The sequence below is a fragment of the Kaistella sp. SH40-3 genome (genome assembly GCF_030686865.1).
Classification (GTDB): Bacteria; Bacteroidota; Bacteroidia; order Flavobacteriales; family Weeksellaceae; genus Kaistella.
This window is the reverse complement of record NZ_JAQYUS010000003.1, coordinates 22324-36377: the sequence shown is the minus strand read 5'-3', so window position 1 is coordinate 36377 and position 14054 is coordinate 22324. Positions and strand designations below refer to the sequence as shown.

The window sequence follows — 14054 nt, the reverse complement described above, 5'->3', positions numbered from 1 at the left end:
TTTGAGATTTCAGATTTTACTCGTGGTCTCGATCTCTTTATTTCTTAATTATTATTTTTATTAATTCATCATTGAAGTGAAAATAAACTTCAGTGAACTGTTGACCATATCTAAAATTGGCTGTGGGAAAACTCCCATCAGAATTACAAAAACTGCCAAACTTGCCAAGACTGAAAACTCAACATTGTTCACATCTTTTGCAGAGGCTAAAACTTGCTCGTCTCCAGGGCCAAACATTGCTTTACCATAAAATCTAAACATGTAGACGGAAGAGAAGATCATAGTCGTTCCACCAATTACCGCAGCAAGTATACTGTAATCGAAAATTGATTTTATCAAAATAAACTCTCCAACAAAACCATTAGTTAAAGGAAGTGCAATTGATCCTAATAAAATGATTAGGAATAATACGGCGAATTTTGGGGCAACTTTTGCGAAACCGCCCATTTGTCTTAGGTCTCTTGTTTTGAATCTTTTGTAAAGAATATCAGCACAATAAAACAAACCTACCACGTTAATACCGTGCGCGAATGCTTGAACTAAAGCACCTTCACCACCTTCAATCATTAATGTTCCTTTCATTGTTAAGATTGCTGAAGCCATAATCCCTGCAGTCATTAATCCAACGTGAGATAAAGAAGAGTAGGCGATGAGTCGTTTGGAGTCATTCTGAATAATGGCAATTAATGCTCCATGAACGACGCCAATAATTGCAAGAACTAATACGATCTGTCCTGAAATTCCTAGAATAGGTTCTGGTACAACCGGAAGTAACCATCTTAGTAAACCATACACGGCCATCTTCAACATAATCCCTGAAAGCAGCATGGACCCTTGTGTTGGTGAATAGGTATAGGTATCTGGTTGCCAAGAGTGGAAAGGGAAAATCGGCAACTTCACTGCAAAAGCAAAGAAAATAAACCAGAAAATTACGATTTGCGCTCCTGAAGTTAAATCTGCATTATATAAATCCGTTAATGCAAATGATGCAGAGTGGTTGTAAACGTAAATTAATCCGATCAACATAAATAGAGAACCTACAAATGTGTAAACAAAGAACCTTGTGGTAAATTGAATTTTCTTGTTTTCCTGACCCCATATTCCAGCGATTAACCAGATTGGAATTAAAGTAACTTCCCAGAAGATATAGAATAATAATCCATCTAAAGAAGTGAAAACTCCTACCAATCCGAATTGCATTAACAGAATTAATCCGTAGAACGAATTGCTGTATGCTGGTTTTTCATTAAAGGAAGAAAGAATAATGATTGGTGTTAAAATGTTGGTTAGTAACAACATCAACATGCTCATTCCATCGATCCCGAAATGCAGATTACTCTTGATGTAATTGGACCAAGGATAATTAATTTCATATTGCAAAACACCATCAACGGTAGGTTTGAAATCGAAATTTGACAGCATATAAAAGGTCAATAACATTTGTGCAAATGCAATTCCTAATGCAAGATATTTACTGGCGGGATTTTTCCACGCGAACACCAATCCTGAACCTACGAGAGGTAATAGTAGTACTAGTAGTAATAAGTATGACATTTACTATTGTAATATAAAGTTAACAATTAAAATAATTCCGATCGCCAGAGACATGATGAGAACGTAATTCTCTACATTTCCGTTCTGTAGTTTTTTTGCTGCTCTACCAGAATCTTCAGCTCCCCAACCGATAAAGTCTGTGAATTTGGTTAATACGCTTTTTTCAAACATATTACCACCAACTCCTAATCCTTCTGTCATTTTAATAAAAGTGACATTGTATAATTCGTCGATAAATAACTTTCTATTTGAGAGTCTTTGCCAGCCAGTATATTGCTCGTCTGGTAGCGCCATTTTTTTCTTGTTAACGTAAATGTTTTTAACAATGAACCACACTACGAAGAACATTAAAACCGTTAAACCAAGCAAAATCATTTCTGTTGCAAAAGGAACTTCTGCCAATTCTAAATCATAAACATAAAGGTTATTCAACCATTTATCTAAGTTCGCAAATTCACCATGACCAATGAAATGTGGTAGATTGATGAAACCACCAACAACTGATAAAACAGCCAAAACGATTAATGGCAACGTCATATTCAAAGGACTTTCATGAAGGTGTTTTTTCTGTTCTTCAGTTCCTCTAAACTCTCCGTGGAAAGTAAGGTAATACGCTCTGAACATATAAATCGCCGTCATTGCTGCAACTGCAAAAAGAATCACCCAAACCATTGGGTTTTTACCAAAGGCACTTGCTAAGATTTCGTCTTTAGAAATCATTCCGGAAAGGAAAGGAAATCCTGAAATTGCCAGTGTTCCGATTAAGAAAGTGATATGCGTAATTGGAATTTTTTTCTTTAAACCTCCCATCATTCTCATATCCTGTTCTCCGCTCATTGCGTGAATTACAGAACCTGAACCTAAGAATAACAAAGCTTTGAAAAATGCGTGCGTCATTAAGTGGAACATGGCTACGGTATAAGCACCAGTACCAACTGCTACGAACATAAAGCCCAATTGAGAAACGGTAGAATATGCTAATACTTTTTTAATGTCATTTTGTCGAAGTCCGATAAATGCGGCAACTAAAGCAGTTAATAATCCGATGAAAAGGATTGCATCCATTGTAGTTGGAGCCAGGGAGAATAAGAAGTTAGAACGAACTACTAAATAAACTCCGGCAGTTACCATGGTTGCTGCGTGGATTAATGCCGAAACTGGAGTTGGTCCAGCCATTGCATCCGGAAGCCAGGTAAATAAAGGAATCTGTGCAGATTTCCCTACTGCTCCAATAAATAAACTTGCCGTGATGAAGATGATAATTGTTGAATCTAATTCAAATTTACCTGAATTCTGTGCAACCGAAAGGTAATCTACAGCATTGGTTTGGTAAGCAATCATTAATATTCCGATGATCATTCCCAAGTCACCAATGCGGTTCATGATGAAGGCTTTTCTTGCAGCAGCATCAAATTTCCTGTTTTCATACCAGAAACCAATAAGTAAATAGGAGCATAGTCCAACACCTTCCCATCCGATGAAAAGAATTAGATAATTGCTTCCCATTACCAAAAGTAACATCATAAAGATGAATAAATTCAGGTAAGAAAAGAATTTATGAAAACCCTTATCAGTGCTCATGTAGCCAATAGAGTAGAGGTGAATTAAAGAACCAATCCCGGTAATAATCATGATCATCATTAATGAAAGTTGGTCGATTTGAAAACCAAAATTCACTTGAACACCATTAATTCTAAACCATTCAAATGCTCTTACAATCACTGCTTGCGAATCTGCATTAAACTTTAAAAATAAACTTAAAGCGATACAGAACGACGCAAAAACTACTGCTGTTGCTAATCCGCCTACGAATAACTTCGGAAGTTTTTTCCCGAATAATCCGTTGATCAGAAAGCCAGCCAGTGGTAAAAGTATAATCGCGTAAACTAAATTTTCCATCCTTTATTATCCTCTTAATTTATTAAAAATACTAATGTCTACCGATTTGGTATTTCTGTACAACATTGCGATAATTGCTAAACCTACAGCAACTTCTGCAGCGGCAACAACCATGATGAAGAACACCAGGATCTGTCCATTTCCGTCCCCTTTATAAGATGAAAATGCTGCGAGTAAAAGGTTTACAGAATTCAGCATTAACTCTACACATCCTAAAATAATGATGGCATTTTTGCGGATTAAAACTCCCAAAACACCAAGGCAAAACAAAACAGAACTTAGAATAATAAAATATTCTAAAGGAACTACTTGTATAAATGAATTTACTTCTCCCATAATTCTATAAATCTTTTTTACCAATTAATACTGCTCCAACAATTCCCGCAAGAATAAGGATAGAAGCCAATTCAAATGGCAAAACATATTCGTTAAACAATAATCTACCAAGGTTTTTGGTTAAACCAACAGACGTATCGACATCAGTTCCAAAGGTTTTTTGATTGATTCCTTTGAAAGCACCTAAAATCCCTACCAATAATAATCCTGAAGTAAATACTCCAATGAATTTTGGCAGATTTTTCTTTCTGCTTTCATCTTCTTTATTCAAATTCAACATCATCAAAATATAAAGGAACAATACCATGATTGCACCAGCATACACAATGATCTGTACAATCCCAAGGAACTGCGCATTGAGCAAAATATATAAGGCAGCGATCGAAAAGAAAGTCACAATCAGTGATAGAATAGAGTAGAGTGCATTTTTTGCAAAAACAAAATAAGCCCCGCTTACCAAAGCCAAAAATGCCACGAAGAAAAATATGATTTGTTCCATACTATTTTACTGCTTTTTTTTGTAATTCACTTTGGCGGTCTGTAATATCAATTCTTTCGTTGATTTTTTCCACCAATTTATCTTTTCCGTAAATGAAACTTCCACGATTGGTTTCTACATCAACCAAACGGTCGGTTAAATAGATTGCTGATTTCGGACAAGCCTCTTCACAAAGACCACAGAAAATACATCTCAGCATATTGATTTCATAAACCGATGCATATTTTTCTTCACGATACAAATCTTTTTCGTCTTTTGTACGTTCAGCACTTGTCATCGTGATTGCTTCTGCTGGACAAGTTACTGCGCAAAGTCCACAAGCAGTACATCTTTCTCTACCTTCTTCATCACGCTTCAAGACGTGAAGTCCACGCCAAACTTTGGCTCTTGGTTTAATTTGCTCTGGGTAAGACCATACTTTTCCTTTCGGACCTGCTATCGCATGCTTTAAAGTAATAGACATTCCCTTGAAAATTTCTGGGAGGTATAATTTTTCCATAAAAGTCATCTCTTTATTCGAGACTACTTTTGATCTGTTTGTCAGTTTCATATTGATGGGTTTTAGCCGCACTTTTCAGTGTTGCATTAAAACTTCTTTTTTTATTTATTTGCGAAGAAAACAATTACGGCAGCCGTAACTACTAAATTCAACAATGCCAGGGGAATCAATTTCTTCCATCCTAAGTGCATTAGTTGGTCATATCTAAATCTTGGGATCGTCCAACGAATCCACATAAAGATTAAAATTCCGATCACCGTTTTTCCTAAAATGGCGACAATACTTAAAATACCGGCAATATTTTCGCCCCAGTTTTCCGAAACCCAGTTAATTCCAGGATAATTAAATCCACCGAAAAACAAAGTAGCGATTAAAGCATTAGAAATAAACATGTTCACATATTCACCAAACATATATTGTCCGAAGTTCATCGAAGAGTATTCGGTCATAAAACCATTGACCAATTCCGATTCACACTCAGGTAAATCAAAAGGTGCACGACCTGTTTCTGCCATTGCTGCAACGAAGAAAATAATAAATGCTAAAGGTTGGTAAAAGATATTCCAGTTCATACCATCTGCAGGAATGAAACCCCAGATTTTTCCTACTCCTTGTGAAGAGGTGATGTAATGTAAATCTAAACTCCCCGCCATTAAAATAATAGAAAGAAGGGAAAGGCCCATAGCCAATTCATAAGAAATCATTTGTGATGAAGCACGAATTGCTCCGATCAATGAATACTTATTGTTAGAAGCCCAACCACCAATCATCATTCCGTAAACTCCGATAGAAACCATTGCGATCAAATACAAAACGCCAACATCAATATTAGCAACTTGTATGTCAAAAGAATTTCCACCGATGTTCAAACTTTTCCCCCAAGGAATAACTGCTCCTGTAATAAGTGAAATGAACATGGTTATTGCGGGCCCGATGTAGAAGAGAAAACGATCTGCTCCTTGTGGTACAAATCCTTCTTTGAAAAATAGTTTTCCACCATCTGCTAAAGGTTGCAAAATCCCAAAAGGACCGGCTCTGTTAGGACCAATTCTATCTTGAAGAATCGCAGCCACTTTTCTTTCGCCCCATGTTGAATAGGCGGCAACACCCAATGATACTACGAAAAGTGCAACAACTAATATTATTTTAAAAGTAATTAACTCCATAATTATTTCTCGTCTTTATCGCTTAGTTCTTTTGCATCTGGATTATCCAAAAGACTAATCATATTTTTAGGTTTTTCGTAATGGTTCAGTGAAATCACCGAATGGCGATCAATATGACGTGGACCTTCTATGGTCCAAAATTTCAAATCTTTTTTATGGAATCTACAATCATCACAGATCCAATCCTGAACTTCATCGTATTGATCTTTTCTTGCAGTTACTCTGATGACTTCTTCACCTTTCATCCAAACGACTGCTTTACCTGCACATTTTGAACATTCGCAAGTTCCGTTCAACGGTTTTGTAAACCAAACTCTGCTTGCAAATCTCGCAGTTCTGTCTGTTAAAGCACCAACTGGGCAAACATCGATTACGTTTCCGATGAAATCACTTTCTAAGGCTTTATTTAGATTGGTCGAAATTTCTGCATGTTCGCCACGGAACAAAATCCCATGTTCTCTGTTCTCTGTTAATTGATTTGCCACCAAAACGCATCTTGCACACAAGATACAACGGTTCATATTCAATTTAATATTGGGACCAATATCTTCTGGCTCGAAAGTTCTTCGCTCGAATTCAGTTCGGGTTCTTTCTAAACCATGTTCGTAACTTAAATCCTGCAAATGACATTCTCCTGCCTGATCACAAATTGGGCAATCGAGTGGGTGATTGATCAATAGAAATTCGGTTACAGCATGTCTTGCTTCCTGTGTTTTTTCAGAAGTAAGATTTTTTACTTCCATTCCGTCCATTACGCTAGTTCTACAACTTGCTACCAATTTTGGCATTGGTCGTGTATCGGCATCAGACCCTTTGGAGACTTCTACCAAACAAGTTCGGCATCGTCCACCACTTGATTCCAATGGTTTGTAATAACACATTGCGGGCGGAACAGATTTACCACCAATTTGTCTTGCTGCTTCTAAAATAGAAGTACCAGGCAAAACTTCGGTTGTTTGTCCGTCGATGGTTATCTTAAATTTTTTAATTTCTTCGCTCATTATAGATGAATTCAAAAGTGAATTAATTATTTTTTCGTGTTAAAGGTATATCCAATTCCGAAATTAACTTGTCCGAACACGAAATCCTGTGACGCTTTATCGGGTTTGTTATTTAAGGTGGTTTTTATGTCCCACATATTGATATAGCCTGCTTTTGCTTCGACTCTTGCTACAACATGTTTCCAGAATACAAAATTTAAACTGGTTCTACCGTCCAAACCAAAACCCGCTACATGGAATCGGTCGCTTCTTTCGTTACCGAATAATTTCACATTACTTTTAGGAAACATTGGGCCTAAACCGGCACCGTAACTCCAAACAATATCAAATTTTTCTTTGTTATAAATATTCTTATATTTTTCTAAACCGAAGTTAATATAATTTAACCCATCGGTATGTTCAAATGTTAAAAATTCTCCATTCGTTAAATCAACCTGTCCGTTTTGTACCATTGCAGCATAAGCCGGATCGCTTATGTTTCCTGAGAATTTTACTGTTTGGTCTTGATCCATAACATATTTCATGTGGTCAATTCCTAATACAAATGCAACATTATCTTTAATGAAATACGCAAATCTTTGGTTGGTTTGGGGTATCGTTACTCGATCTAACTGAAAATAATTATGATAAGAAAAATCTGACGGCCGATCATGTGCGACCACATTTTTCAGTGTAAAATCATAACCATTTCCTTTAAAGTGAATGTCGGAATTGGTAAATGCTGCTCGATTCCAACCCCAAAAAATAAGCATTTGTCCTTTCTGGGTTAAAGGTTCTTTTTTTGGTTTTACATCTTGACCAAAGCCAAAACCAAATCCTAAAAACAACGCTGCTAAAACTATTACTTTCTTCATGTCTCAAAGAGCGTACACTCTTTATATCTTCTAAATAAAACTTCTTCTTATTCTGCTTTTGCAGGCACAGGAATTGGATCAGCATAATGTGCTAAACCATAATTTCTTGTTTGACTTTCAGGATTGTCGATGTACCACTCAAACTCATCACGGAAATGACGAATCGCTGCGGCTACTGGCCAAGCAGCAGCATCACCCAAAGGACAAATTGTATTTCCTTCAATTTTTCTTTGAACGTCCCACAATAAATCGATATCGTTTAATGTTCCTTGTCCGCTGTGAATTTTTTTCAAAATCTTATAAAGCCAAGGCGTTCCTTCACGACACGGTGTACATTGTCCACAACTTTCGTGCGCGTAGAAATGGGCTAAAGTCATGGTGTGTTTAACTACAGACTGGTCTTCATCTAAAACGATGAATCCACCTGAACCCATCATTGTTCCAGTTGCAAAACCACCATCAGAAAGGGATTCGTAATTCATGTAACGAGGTTCACCATTAATCGTTTTCAGCAATAAATTTGCTGGAACAATTGGTACAGAACTTCCACCTGGAATACAGGCTTTTAATCTTTTACCATTAGGAATACCGCCACAATATTCATCAGAATAAATGAATTCTTCTACAGTAATAGTCATGTCTATTTCGTAAACTCCCGGTTTGTTAATGTTGCCACACGCAGAAATTAATTTAGTACCTGTAGAACGACCAACACCAATTTTCGCATATTCTGCTCCAGTAATATTAATAATTGGAACAACTGCTGCAATAGTTTCCACATTATTTACAACGGTTGGAGATTCCCAAAGTCCTTTAACAGCAGGGAAGGGTGGTTTTAAACGCGGGTTTCCTCTTTTGCCTTCCAGTGATTCTAGAAGGGCAGTTTCTTCACCACAGATATAAGCACCAGCACCACGATGAACATAGATTTCTAAATCGAAACCAGTTCCTAAAACATTTTTTCCTAAAAATCCAGCGGCTTTTGCTTCTTCAATGGCTTGTTCCAGAATATCCGGAATCCAGGCAAACTCGCCACGAATATAAATATATCCTGTGTGAGCACCCAAAGCGAAAGCAGAAATGATCATTCCTTCGATTAACAGATGGGGAATATGTTCCATCAAATAACGGTCCTTGAAAGTACCTGGTTCGGATTCATCTGCATTCACCACCAAATATCTTGGTACACCTTCTGGTTTTGCCAAGAAACTCCATTTCATTCCAGTTGGAAATCCTGCACCACCACGACCTCTTAGGCCAGAAGTTTTTACTTCTTCGGTGATTTCGTCGGGAGTCATTTTAAAGGCTTTTTCCACAGCCTCGTAGCCACCTTGTTTTCGGTACACTTCGAACGTGCGAATTCCTTCTACATGCGCGTCTTTAAGTAAAAGTTTTTTACTCATTATTTTTATAAATTAATCCAAAGCAAGCGTTCCCTGTCTGCAAAGTTCCAGGATTTCGTCTACTTTTTCTTTTGTTAAATGTTCATGATAAAATTTCCCAAGTTGCATCATGGGAGCGTATCCGCAAGCGCCAAGGCATTCTACTGTTTTTAAAGTAAATAAACCATCGGCAGAAGTTTCACCAGCATTGATATTCAATTTTTCCTTAATATATTGAATAATTTCATCGCTGCCTTTGAGCATGCAAGGTCCAGTTTGGCAAACTTCTAAAACGTATTTCCCAACAGGTTTCATATTGAACATGCTGTAGAATGTCGCTACTTCATAAACCTCAATAGGTGTAATTTCCAGAAGTTCTGCAACATAATCCATTACTGGGACTTGCAACCATCCACCAAATTCTTTTTGTGCCAAATGAAGCACTGGAATCAGTGCTGATTTTTTTCTTTCAGCCGGATATCTTGCGGTAATTTTATGAACCTGAGTTAGTGTTTCAGGTTTAAAAGCAATCGTTTCGCTCATTTTATTTTTTTCTTAAATGTACAATGCATGATGAAAATGTACTCTCTAATTTATATTCTATACATTTAACTAGGCATCGAGTTCACCTGCTATTACGTTCATACTGCATAACGTAACAATTGCATCGGAAATCAAACTCCCTTGAATCATCTCAGGATATGCCTGATAGTAAATAAAGCACGGTCTTCTAAAGTGTAATCGATAAGGCGTTCTTCCGCCATCGCTTACCAAGTAAAATCCTAATTCACCATTCCCACCTTCAACAGCATTGTAAACTTCCCCTTTCGGAACTTCAGTTTCTGCCATTACAATTTTAAAGTGATAAATTAAAGCTTCCATATTGTTATAAACATCTGCTTTTTCCGGAAGATAAAATTCTGGAAGATCAGCATGGAAAGGTCCTTCTGGTAAATTTTTATATGCTTGCTGGATAATTTTAAAACTTTCCCAAACTTCCTGTTGACGAACCATAAATCGGTCATAAGTGTCTCCCGAAGTTCCTACTGGAATAATAAAATCGAAATCTTCATAAGAGCAATATGGACTGGCAACACGTACATCATAGTCTACTCCTGTTGCACGTAAGTTAGGACCAGTAAATCCGTAACTTAAAGCTCTTTCCGCAGAAATAGGTCCGGCGTTAATTGTTCGATCCATAAAGATTCTGTTTCTTTCATTCAAATTACAGAAGTCTTTCCAAACTGCTGGGAATTTTTTCAACCAAGTGTCCATTAATTCATGAAATTTTGGACTAAAGTCTCTTTCGAAACCTCCGATTCTTCCCATATTGGTGGTCAATCTTGCTCCGCATACTTCTTCGTACATTTCGTAGATTCTCTCTCTCTCTTGGAAAAGATAGGTTAATCCTGTAATCGCTCCAGCATCCATTGCAATAACTCCGTTACAAATCAAGTGATCTGCAATTCTTGCCAACTCCATCATAATCACTCGCATATAATCTACACGTTTTGGAATTTCGCAACCTAAGAGTTTCTCAACAGTTAAATGCCATCCGATATTATTAATAGGAGAGGAACAGTAATTCATTCGATCCGTTAAAGTCGTAATCTGAGTAAAGTTTCTTCTTTCAGAAATTTTTTCAAAAGCACGGTGAATGTATCCTATGGTCTGTTCGGCATGAAGAATTCTTTCCCCATCCATCGTAAGGACGTTCTGGAAAATTCCGTGGGTCGCCGGGTGAGTTGGACCAAGATTTAAGGTGTATAATTGACCGTCAATTTGTTCCTTAGAATCGTGTTGGTTCAGTATATTTGAGAGTGCGTTGTCTTTCATAATTTTTTGACTTTAAGTAAAAAGGATTTCCTTTAAACTAATTATCTTCCGAACATTTTATCGTCTTTATCGGTTCTGGTACCATCTTCCAAACGATATTCTTTCAACATTGGGTGATATCCCAAATCTTCCATATTTAAGATTACTCGTAAATCCGGATGTCCTTTAAATTTAATTCCGTAAAAATCAAAAGTTTCTCTTTCCATCCAGTTTGCACCAGCGTACAAGTCGGTCATAGAATCTACTTCTGCATTTTCTCGGGTCATAAAAACTTTCAAACGAATTCTGAAATTAGTCATCATGTTATGAAGATGATAAATCACACCGATTTCTTTTTCTGGAGTTTCAGGATAGTGGATTCCACAGATGTCCGTTAGGAAATTGATTTGCAGTGAAGAATCTCTTAAATGATGAATCACTTTTTTTATATCTTCCTTCTTTATTTCTAAAGTTAAAAAATCATAAGGGGTATCATGCGAAATTACAGATTCCGGAAACTCTCTGGTAATTGCTTCTAAAACAAATTCGTTCGTCATTTCTATTAATCTATATCGTAAGATGCTAATAATTGTTGGTATTCTGGAAGGTCTCTTCTGCGAATACTTTCACCTTCACAAAGTGCTTGAACTTGCATTACACCTTCAATAATTTGTTCAGGTCTTGGCGGGCAACCAGGAACGTAAACGTCAACTGGAATGATTTTATCAATTCCTTGTAAAACCGAGTACGTGTCGAAAATACCACCGCTTGAAGCACATGCACCAACTGCCACAACCCATTTTGGTTCTGCCATTTGGGTATATACTTGTTTTAAAACAGGACCTAATTTTTTTGAAATGGTTCCGCAAACCATTAACATATCTGCTTGTCTTGGGGAGAAAGAGTTTCTTTCCATCCCAAATCTTGACGCATCGAAAGTTGGATTAAGTGTTGCCATGAATTCAATTCCACAGCATGAAGTTGCAAAAGGCAATGGCCAAAGTGAGAATTTTCTTGCCAAACCAATCACACTGCTGAGTTTGGTGGCGAAAAATCCTTCTCCTTCAAAACCTTCTGGTGCTTCCGCATCCATTCTAATTACTGGTTTATTATCAGACATTTTAATTTTTCTTAAAGTTACTAAAGACTTAATTTTTGGGCTATTTATCCCAATCGAGTGCACCGCGTTTCCATACGTAGATGAAAGCGATGAAAAACACAGAGATAAAGGTAAGCACTGCGTAGAAACCTTCAACTCCAAATTCGCGGATATTAACCGCGTAAGGATAGAAGAAAACAATCTCGATATCGAACAATACAAAGAGTACTGCAGTTAAAAAATACTTAACAGAAAAGGGAGTTCTTGCATTTCCTTCTACTTCTACACCACATTCAAAACTTTCATTCTTTTTGGTGGAGGTCGACTTTTGTCTTGGCCCTAAAAAATGAGTTCCTAAGATGGAAAGCAAAACAAAACCTGCAGAAACTGCTATCTGAATAATAATCGGGATATAATTTTCGGGAAGATTCATCTTTACATTATTTTCTTAATCATGCAAATTTAATGAATTAAGATGTAAGTGTGAAATTTCAATCCTTGAAATGTGATCTAAAGGTTTTAATTTTCTAATTTAGAATTAGTAAAAACAACTATTTTTGACTGCTATTTTTTTAGTTTTTTTAAAAGTAAATAAGCCAGGTAGCCAATGTATAAAAATAAGACACTCGCAAACAGGATGTTAATCGCTTCGTTCAATCGATTGTCTGTCAGTTGAAAGAACTGGTTGTAAACGATGAATATTATGATCAGCGCTGCGTAAATATAAAGTTGTTTCTTCATGGTCTACTAGTTTTCGTCATTCGAAATTTCCATCGAATACGTTCTACGGCGTTTGTGATTTACAGGATTGTAATCTTGCCATAGAACCTGCACACTTTTGTTTTCCTCCAACTCCGGATTTGTTTCCAGAATTTTTACGCCTTTTTTACTGAAGTTTCGCCAGATTTCTTTAAAAATAAGTGAAGTTACACCACGTCTTTGATAATCTGGATGAATTCCGATCAGGTAAAAATTGGCCCGTAAATTTTTCTTGCCGGCTTGTAAAAAATGATACCATCCAAAAGGGAATAATTTGCCATTTGCTTTCTGTAATGCTTTCGAGTAAGAAGGCATGGTGATGGCAAAAGAAATAAGTTCATTATGTTCATCAACAATACATACGATATAATCTTTATCAATGAAACTGAAATATTTTTCCCGATACGTTTTAATTTGCTCATCGGTAATTGGCGTGTAGGTCGAAAGCGTTCTATACGTTTCATCCAATAACCTAAACATAGGTTCTACATAAGGAAGAATCTCTTTTTTGGTCTTAAATTCTAAAACACGTAATTTATATTTTTCAGCAATCAGGCTGCTGAATTTCAGAACTTTTTCAGAAAGAACTTCCGGAAAGTCCAGTTCAAATTCTACCCATTCTTTTTCTTTTACTAAACCTAATTTCTCTAAATGTTGCGGGTAATATTCGAAATTATACAAACCAATCATGGTTGCAATTTTGTCAAAACCCATTGTCAGCATTCCAGATTTATCTAAATTGGTAAATCCCATTGGGCCTTCAATTTGAGACATTTTTTTTTCTTTGGCGTAGTCAATGGCTTTTTGAATCAAGGCTTTTGAAACATTCAGATCATCAATAAAATCCAGCCATCCGAATCGAACCTTGCTGATTCCCAATTCCTTTACTTCCTTATGATTAATCATCACCGCAATTCTGCCTGCGACTTTTCCGTCTTTATAAGCAAGAAATTTTCGGAATTCAGAATAGTCTAAAGCCGCATTTTCTTTAGGGTTCCAAATGTTTTTTTCATCATTAATTAATGGTGGAACATAATTTTTGTTATTTTTGTAGAGTTCCATCGGGAATCTGATGAATTTTTTTAAATCATCAGCGGTTTTTACTTCAAGAATCGTAATCTCTTTCATCAATTTTAGTTTGAAAAAACAAAGATAATTCATTCGGCCAAAACTAAAAACTTTGGCACGCTT

Annotated in this window: 16 protein-coding genes; all 16 read right to left on the bottom strand. The window is 36.5% G+C overall.

The window, feature by feature from the left end; genetic code table 11:
• Window positions 1–60: 60 nt before the first annotated feature.
• Complete coding sequence (locus tag PUH65_RS06070; RefSeq protein ID WP_305518938.1) at window positions 61–1554, bottom strand: NuoM family protein; 1494 nt, start codon at window positions 1552–1554, stop codon at window positions 61–63.
• 3 nt (window positions 1555–1557) lie between these two features.
• Window positions 1558–3453, bottom strand: coding sequence for an NADH-quinone oxidoreductase subunit L (gene nuoL / locus PUH65_RS06065; RefSeq protein ID WP_305518937.1), 1896 nt, complete (start codon window positions 3451–3453; stop codon window positions 1558–1560).
• A gap of 6 nt (window positions 3454–3459) precedes the next feature.
• Entirely contained in the window at window positions 3460–3789 is a 330-nt protein-coding gene (gene nuoK / locus PUH65_RS06060; protein ID WP_034720124.1) for an NADH-quinone oxidoreductase subunit NuoK, read from the bottom strand.
• 4 nt (window positions 3790–3793) lie between these two features.
• A complete protein-coding gene (locus PUH65_RS06055) occupies window positions 3794–4288 on the bottom strand; it encodes an NADH-quinone oxidoreductase subunit J (RefSeq protein ID WP_305518936.1) in 495 nt (164 codons plus the stop codon).
• A 1-nt stretch (window position 4289) separates the two neighbouring features.
• Entirely contained in the window at window positions 4290–4838 is a 549-nt protein-coding gene (locus PUH65_RS06050; RefSeq protein WP_305518935.1) for an NADH-quinone oxidoreductase subunit I, read from the bottom strand.
• Between the two features lie 50 nt (window positions 4839–4888).
• Window positions 4889–5953 (bottom strand): NADH-quinone oxidoreductase subunit NuoH, encoded by a 1065-nt coding sequence (gene nuoH, locus PUH65_RS06045; protein WP_305518934.1) that lies wholly within the window; start codon window positions 5951–5953, stop codon window positions 4889–4891.
• A 2-nt stretch (window positions 5954–5955) separates the two neighbouring features.
• Window positions 5956–6954, bottom strand: coding sequence for a 2Fe-2S iron-sulfur cluster-binding protein (locus PUH65_RS06040; RefSeq protein WP_305518933.1), 999 nt, complete (start codon window positions 6952–6954; stop codon window positions 5956–5958).
• A gap of 26 nt (window positions 6955–6980) precedes the next feature.
• The gene (locus tag PUH65_RS06035) at window positions 6981–7808 is read right to left on the bottom strand and encodes a hypothetical protein (RefSeq protein ID WP_305518932.1); all 828 of its coding nucleotides are present in this window, start codon (window positions 7806–7808) and stop codon (window positions 6981–6983) included.
• Between the two features lie 47 nt (window positions 7809–7855).
• Window positions 7856–9211, bottom strand: a complete 1356-nt coding sequence (nuoF, locus tag PUH65_RS06030; RefSeq protein WP_305518931.1) for an NADH-quinone oxidoreductase subunit NuoF — start codon at window positions 9209–9211, stop codon at window positions 7856–7858.
• A 12-nt stretch (window positions 9212–9223) separates the two neighbouring features.
• On the bottom strand, window positions 9224–9733 hold the full coding sequence (gene nuoE / locus PUH65_RS06025) for an NAD(P)H-dependent oxidoreductase subunit E (protein ID WP_305518930.1): 510 nt from the start codon (window positions 9731–9733) through the stop codon (window positions 9224–9226).
• 69 nt (window positions 9734–9802) lie between these two features.
• Entirely contained in the window at window positions 9803–11026 is a 1224-nt protein-coding gene (locus tag PUH65_RS06020) for an NADH-quinone oxidoreductase subunit D (RefSeq protein ID WP_305518929.1), read from the bottom strand.
• A gap of 41 nt (window positions 11027–11067) precedes the next feature.
• On the bottom strand, window positions 11068–11562 hold the full coding sequence (locus tag PUH65_RS06015) for an NADH-quinone oxidoreductase subunit C (RefSeq protein ID WP_305518928.1): 495 nt from the start codon (window positions 11560–11562) through the stop codon (window positions 11068–11070).
• 5 nt (window positions 11563–11567) lie between these two features.
• Window positions 11568–12125, bottom strand: a complete 558-nt coding sequence (locus PUH65_RS06010; RefSeq protein ID WP_305518926.1) for an NADH-quinone oxidoreductase subunit B — start codon at window positions 12123–12125, stop codon at window positions 11568–11570.
• Between the two features lie 40 nt (window positions 12126–12165).
• Entirely contained in the window at window positions 12166–12537 is a 372-nt protein-coding gene (locus PUH65_RS06005) for an NADH-quinone oxidoreductase subunit A (RefSeq protein ID WP_305518925.1), read from the bottom strand.
• A gap of 131 nt (window positions 12538–12668) precedes the next feature.
• Entirely contained in the window at window positions 12669–12845 is a 177-nt protein-coding gene (locus PUH65_RS06000; protein ID WP_305518924.1) for a hypothetical protein, read from the bottom strand.
• Window positions 12846–12851: 6 nt separating this feature from the next.
• A complete protein-coding gene (locus tag PUH65_RS05995) occupies window positions 12852–13991 on the bottom strand; it encodes a GTP cyclohydrolase (protein ID WP_305518923.1) in 1140 nt (379 codons plus the stop codon).
• Between the last annotated feature and the right edge of the window lie 63 nt (window positions 13992–14054).

Coding starts and splice junctions, on each gene's coding strand:
- PUH65_RS06070 (WP_305518938.1), bottom strand. CDS start 1,554: ATGTCATACTTATTACTACTAGTACTACTATTACCTCTCGTAGGTTCA.
- nuoL (WP_305518937.1), bottom strand. CDS start 3,453: ATGGAAAATTTAGTTTACGCGATTATACTTTTACCACTGGCTGGCTTT.
- nuoK (WP_034720124.1), bottom strand. CDS start 3,789: ATGGGAGAAGTAAATTCATTTATACAAGTAGTTCCTTTAGAATATTTT.
- PUH65_RS06055 (WP_305518936.1), bottom strand. CDS start 4,288: ATGGAACAAATCATATTTTTCTTCGTGGCATTTTTGGCTTTGGTAAGC.
- PUH65_RS06050 (WP_305518935.1), bottom strand. CDS start 4,838: ATGAAACTGACAAACAGATCAAAAGTAGTCTCGAATAAAGAGATGACT.
- nuoH (WP_305518934.1), bottom strand. CDS start 5,953: ATGGAGTTAATTACTTTTAAAATAATATTAGTTGTTGCACTTTTCGTA.
- PUH65_RS06040 (WP_305518933.1), bottom strand. CDS start 6,954: ATGAGCGAAGAAATTAAAAAATTTAAGATAACCATCGACGGACAAACA.
- PUH65_RS06035 (WP_305518932.1), bottom strand. CDS start 7,808: ATGAAGAAAGTAATAGTTTTAGCAGCGTTGTTTTTAGGATTTGGTTTT.
- nuoF (WP_305518931.1), bottom strand. CDS start 9,211: ATGAGTAAAAAACTTTTACTTAAAGACGCGCATGTAGAAGGAATTCGC.
- nuoE (WP_305518930.1), bottom strand. CDS start 9,733: ATGAGCGAAACGATTGCTTTTAAACCTGAAACACTAACTCAGGTTCAT.
- PUH65_RS06020 (WP_305518929.1), bottom strand. CDS start 11,026: ATGAAAGACAACGCACTCTCAAATATACTGAACCAACACGATTCTAAG.
- PUH65_RS06015 (WP_305518928.1), bottom strand. CDS start 11,562: ATGACGAACGAATTTGTTTTAGAAGCAATTACCAGAGAGTTTCCGGAA.
- PUH65_RS06010 (WP_305518926.1), bottom strand. CDS start 12,125: ATGTCTGATAATAAACCAGTAATTAGAATGGATGCGGAAGCACCAGAA.
- PUH65_RS06005 (WP_305518925.1), bottom strand. CDS start 12,537: ATGAATCTTCCCGAAAATTATATCCCGATTATTATTCAGATAGCAGTT.
- PUH65_RS06000 (WP_305518924.1), bottom strand. CDS start 12,845: ATGAAGAAACAACTTTATATTTACGCAGCGCTGATCATAATATTCATC.
- PUH65_RS05995 (WP_305518923.1), bottom strand. CDS start 13,991: ATGAAAGAGATTACGATTCTTGAAGTAAAAACCGCTGATGATTTAAAA.